The 4,433-nt window shown below is 65.7% G+C and carries 4 protein-coding genes and 1 pseudogene; 3 read left to right on the top strand and 2 right to left on the bottom strand.

Annotated elements, in window-relative coordinates; all coding sequences use genetic code 11:
* Nucleotides 1-271 (top strand): hypothetical protein (locus tag AC1DYX_RS28385; protein WP_477265139.1); only part of this gene is annotated, 271 nt, incomplete at its 5' end.
* A 22-nt stretch (nucleotides 272-293) separates the two neighbouring features.
* Here the strand turns inward: AC1DYX_RS28385 and AC1DYX_RS28390 are convergent.
* Both AC1DYX_RS28390 and AC1DYX_RS28395 read right to left on the bottom strand, forming a co-directional pair.
* Nucleotides 294-1,113 (bottom strand): annotated as a pseudogene (locus AC1DYX_RS28390) (IS110 family transposase).
* 279 nt (nucleotides 1,114-1,392) lie between these two features.
* Entirely contained in the window at nucleotides 1,393-2,664 is a 1,272-nt protein-coding gene (locus AC1DYX_RS28395) for an O-acetylhomoserine aminocarboxypropyltransferase/cysteine synthase family protein (protein WP_477265141.1), read from the bottom strand.
* Nucleotides 2,665-2,819: 155 nt separating this feature from the next.
* Between AC1DYX_RS28395 and ccmA the strand changes: the two genes are divergently transcribed.
* Together ccmA and ccmB are read left to right on the top strand one after the other, a co-directional pair.
* Entirely contained in the window at nucleotides 2,820-3,449 is a 630-nt protein-coding gene (gene ccmA, locus AC1DYX_RS28400) for a cytochrome c biogenesis heme-transporting ATPase CcmA (protein WP_477265143.1), read from the top strand.
* A complete protein-coding gene (gene ccmB / locus AC1DYX_RS28405; RefSeq protein WP_477265145.1) occupies nucleotides 3,449-4,117 on the top strand; it encodes a heme exporter protein CcmB in 669 nt (222 codons plus the stop codon). The genes ccmA and ccmB overlap by 1 nt, the downstream gene beginning before the upstream one ends.
* The last annotated feature ends 316 nt before the right edge of the window (nucleotides 4,118-4,433 follow it).

Consider the following 4,433-nt stretch of genomic DNA (forward strand, 5'->3'; position numbering starts at 1 on the left):
GGATCATCTCGCCGGCGACGGCACCGGTACGCCGGCCGCGCCGGCCACGTCCGCGTCCGATGTCGACGGCAGCCTGCGCCGTATGCTGGCGGGCGTGCGCGCGGAACTGGCGCGGATGCGCTGCGACCTCGCGCGCTGGCATACGCGCGAATGCGGGGGAGAGAGTGGGGCGCGGCTCGCGGCGGCGCTGGCGCGCCTGAACCGGATCGCGGTGGATACGAATGCGGCCGCGCTGCGGCTCGAGGCCGAACTGGAAGCGCGGGCGCGGTAGATACCGTCTCGCCCGTCAAGCCTCACATGGCGTAATTTGGGTCATATGGCCTGCCTGTGTGCACAACACCAAAGCACAGGTGGGCCAGCTTGCGCATGCAGGCGCCGATGACGGCCATTTTGGTTTTGCCTTTGGCGAGCAGGCGTTCACTGAAGGCCTTGATGTGTGGGTTCCATTGGCGGGCGACCAGGGCTGGCATGTATAGCAGCTTGCGCAGATGCGCTGGTCCCGCTTTCGACAGGCGACAGCTCCTTTTTGCGACGCAAGTCAGGGTCGCTGTCGATATGCTCTTGGATCGCTTTTTCCAGTCGTTTGAGCTCGGCTTGCAAAAACGAGAGCGATTGGATGATCGATTGCCTGACCTCGCCTGGAGATATCGCGAACTCAACAGCCTCCTGACGGTTTTGTTCGCGCTGCAGATCGTCGGCAACAGCATCGCGTCGAGCCAGCAACGCCTTGAGATGGCGTGCAGATGTCGATGGCGGCTGCCATGCTTCGGGTTTCACTGCATCGCCATAGCGTGCCAGTACGGTGCTGTCGGCTTTGTCGGTTTTGTTCTTGACACCCAATCCTTGGGCGAACTGACGTAACTGGGCCGGATTAACCAGCGACAGCGTCAGGCCCGCATCGGTCAGTGCCAGCGCGGCTGGTTCGTGATATACGCCAGTCGGCTCCATGACGACATGGGCATCAGGTGCCTTGTTCGTGGCCAACCACTCGATCAGCTCTTCGAAACCTGTCTTCGTGTTGAGTAACGCTTTGGACTTCAGCTTGCCATTCGTACTATCGAGCAGCATGCAGTCCAACTTTTTCTTCGAAACGTCTACGCCAAGATAAAACATCGCTCTTCCTTGTGTTCTTGATTTTCCCTAACCACTCCACACTCGCCTTGTTCATGCAGGGTCAAAGCCCTCGGATACCGTCCAGTGTTCAGCAATGGGGTGGGAGAGGTGAAGGGCTTAATCTACTACCACAAGGTCAATGCCTTCAGGGTGGGCACAAGCTGGTCTTCACCTCAGTTGATGGTAGCTAATCATCAACTCGTTCAAGATACAAGGGTGGGCACCCCGTGCCCACCCTACAGGCTTGCGGCTACCGGGATAGGCTCCAAGGCAATCGGGTCAGACCGCGTCCAGGGCCTGGCCGAGGTCCGCCAGCAGGTCGTCGATGTGCTCGATGCCGATCGACAGCCGCACGGTGTCCTCGGTCACGCCCGCCTTCGCCAGCTCGTCCGGTCCGAGCTGGCGGTGCGTCGTGGACGCCGGGTGGCAGGCCAGCGACTTCGCATCGCCGATGTTGACGAGGCGCGTGAACAGCTTCAGGGCATCCTGGAAGCGCGTCCCGCCCTCGCGGCCGCCCGTCACGCCGAACGTGAGCACGCCGGACGGACGACCGCCCAGGTATTTCAGCGCGAGGTCGTGGCTCGGATGGCCGGGCAGGCCCGCGTAGTTGACCCAGCGGACCTTGGCGTGGCCGTCCAGGTATTCGGCTACCTTCAGCGTGTTCTCGACGATGCGGTCCAGGCGCAGCGCCAGCGTCTCGATGCCCTGCAGGATCAGGAACGCGTTGAACGGCGAGATCGCGCCACCCGTGTTGCGCAGCGGGACCACGCGCGCGCGGCCGATGTAGGCGGCGGCGCCGAGCGCTTCCGTGTACACGACGCCGTGGTACGACACGTCCGGCTCGTTCAGCCGCCGGAAGCGTTCCTTGTGCTCGGCCCAGGGGAATCGCCCGGAATCGACGATGATGCCGCCGATCGAATTGCCGTGTCCACCCAGGTACTTGGTCAGCGAATGCACGACGATGTCGGCGCCATGCTCGAACGGCCGCAGCAAATAGGGCGTGGCGACCGTGTTGTCGACGATCAGGGGCACGCCGTGGCGATGCGCGACCTCGGCGATCTTTTCGATGTCCGTGATGTTGCCCAACGGGTTGCCGATCGATTCGATGTACACGGCCTTCGTGCGCTCGTCGATCAGGCGCGCGAACGATTCCGGCTCGCGGTAGTCGGCGAAGCGGGTCTGGATGCCGAACTGCGGCAGCGTGTGCGCGAACAGGTTGTAGGTGCCGCCGTACAGCGTGGCCGCCGAGACGATGTTGTCGCCCGCTTCCGCGATCGTCAGGATCGCATACGTGATCGCCGTCTGGCCAGACGCCAGCGCCAGCGCGCCGACGCCGCCTTCCAGTGCCGCCACGCGCTGCTCCAGCACGTCCTGCGTCGGGTTCATGATGCGCGTGTAGATATTCCCCGGCACCTTCAGGTCGAACAGGTCTGCGCCGTGCTGCGTGCTGTCGAAGGCATACGACGCCGTCTGGTAGATCGGCACCGCGGCAGCGCGCGTGGTCGGGTCGGGCGTGTAGCCGCCGTGTACAGCGATGGTCTCTGGTTTCATGGATTCTCCGTAAGCGTTGGACGCCCGGACTATACGGCCAGCATGGCGCGCGGTGAACGAATATCGATGAGCTAGCTTATCCATGCGGCGCATATATCGACATGCGAATTCCTTCGATGCCTTTTCGGCTGAGCACCGCTATAGTTCGCCGGACCATGACCCTGCAAGCCCATCACATCGCCTGCGTGCGCGGCGGCCGCACCCTGTTCTCCGGCATCGACGTCGCCGTCGCGCCGGGCGAAGCGCTGTGGGTGCACGGCGCCAACGGCAGCGGCAAGAGCAGCCTGCTGCGCATCCTGTGCGGCCTCGCGCCGCCGGCCGCGGGCGCCGTGCACTGGCGCGGCCGCGACATCGTGCGGACTCGCGACGACTATCACCGCGACCTGTTCTACTGCGGCCACGCGCCCGGCCTGAAGGACGACCTGCCGGCCTGGCGCAACATCGACGTCAACCGCCGCATCGCCGGCCAGGCCGGCGGCATCGACGACGCGCGCCGTGCACTGGCCCTGTTCGGCCTCGAACACGCGCTGCACCTGCCGTGCGCGATCCTGTCGCAGGGCCAGCGCAAGCGTGTCGCCCTCGCCCGCCTCGCCATCGCGCCACGGCCCGCGCTGCTGATCCTCGACGAACCGTTTTCCGCGCTGGACGCCGGTTCCATCGCCGCACTGCACGCCCTGCTCGAGCAGCACCTCGGCGCTGGCGGCAGCATCGTCTACACGACGCACCAGGACCTGGAACTCGGCGCACGCCGCCTGCACCGGCTGGACCTGAACGGCGGCCGCTGATGTTGTCGACCTTTGCCTGCATCGTCCGGCGCGACCTGGAGCTCGCCCTGCGCCGCCGCGCCGACGTGTTCACCACGCTGTTCTTCTTCGTCATCGTGATCTCGCTGTTCCCGCTCGGCGTCGGCCCGGAACCCGCGCTGCTGCGCGCGATGGCGCCCGGCATCCTGTGGGTCGCCGCGCTGCTGGCGTCGATATTGTCGCTGGCCCGRCTGTTCGCGCCGGACCACGCCGACGGCACGCTCGAACAGATGCTGCTGTCGCCGGAGCCTTTGGCCGTGCTGGTGGCCGCCAAGATCCTCGCGCACTGGCTCGTCGCGGGCCTGCCGCTGGTGCTGCTCGCGCCGCTGCTCGCGCTGCAGTTCGACCTCTCCCCCGCGGCGATCGGCGTGCTGGCTGCCAGCCTGCTGATCGGCACGCCGGTCCTCTCCCTGTTCGGCGCCATCGGCGGCGCGCTCACGCTGGGCCTGCGTGGCGGCGGCGTGCTCGTCGCCTTGCTCGTACTGCCGCTGTACGTGCCCGTGCTGATCTTCGGCGCGGGCGCCGTCGGTGCGGAGATGGGAGGGCTGGACAGCGCTGCGCACCTGTCGCTGCTCGGCGCCCTGCTCGCCGGTGCTCTCGCACTGGCGCCATGGGCCACGGCACGCGCGCTGCATATCTCGCTCGAATGAGGGGCTCGAGTGATCGCGCTCATAACCAAATGCAAACTTATTCGATTACTTTTCGGGCATGGGCCGATATAGTGAAACCGTCCCTGCCAGATCCCGTTGGGACGATCTTCCGGGCCCGCGTCCCCGTCACGCGGGCTTTTTTTTGAACGCCAACGACGTATCGAACATGACTCCACCGACTTCCCACGCGGCCCCGCTCAGGGCGCCGGGCCGCATCCACTGGTTCGGCTACGCGTCGCCGCAGATCTTCTATCCCATCGCGGGCAAACTGATTCCCTGGTTCGCCGGCGCCGCGCTGCTGCTCGCCGCCGCGGGC

It is taken from the genome of Massilia sp. P2_C2, from assembly GCF_056404615.1.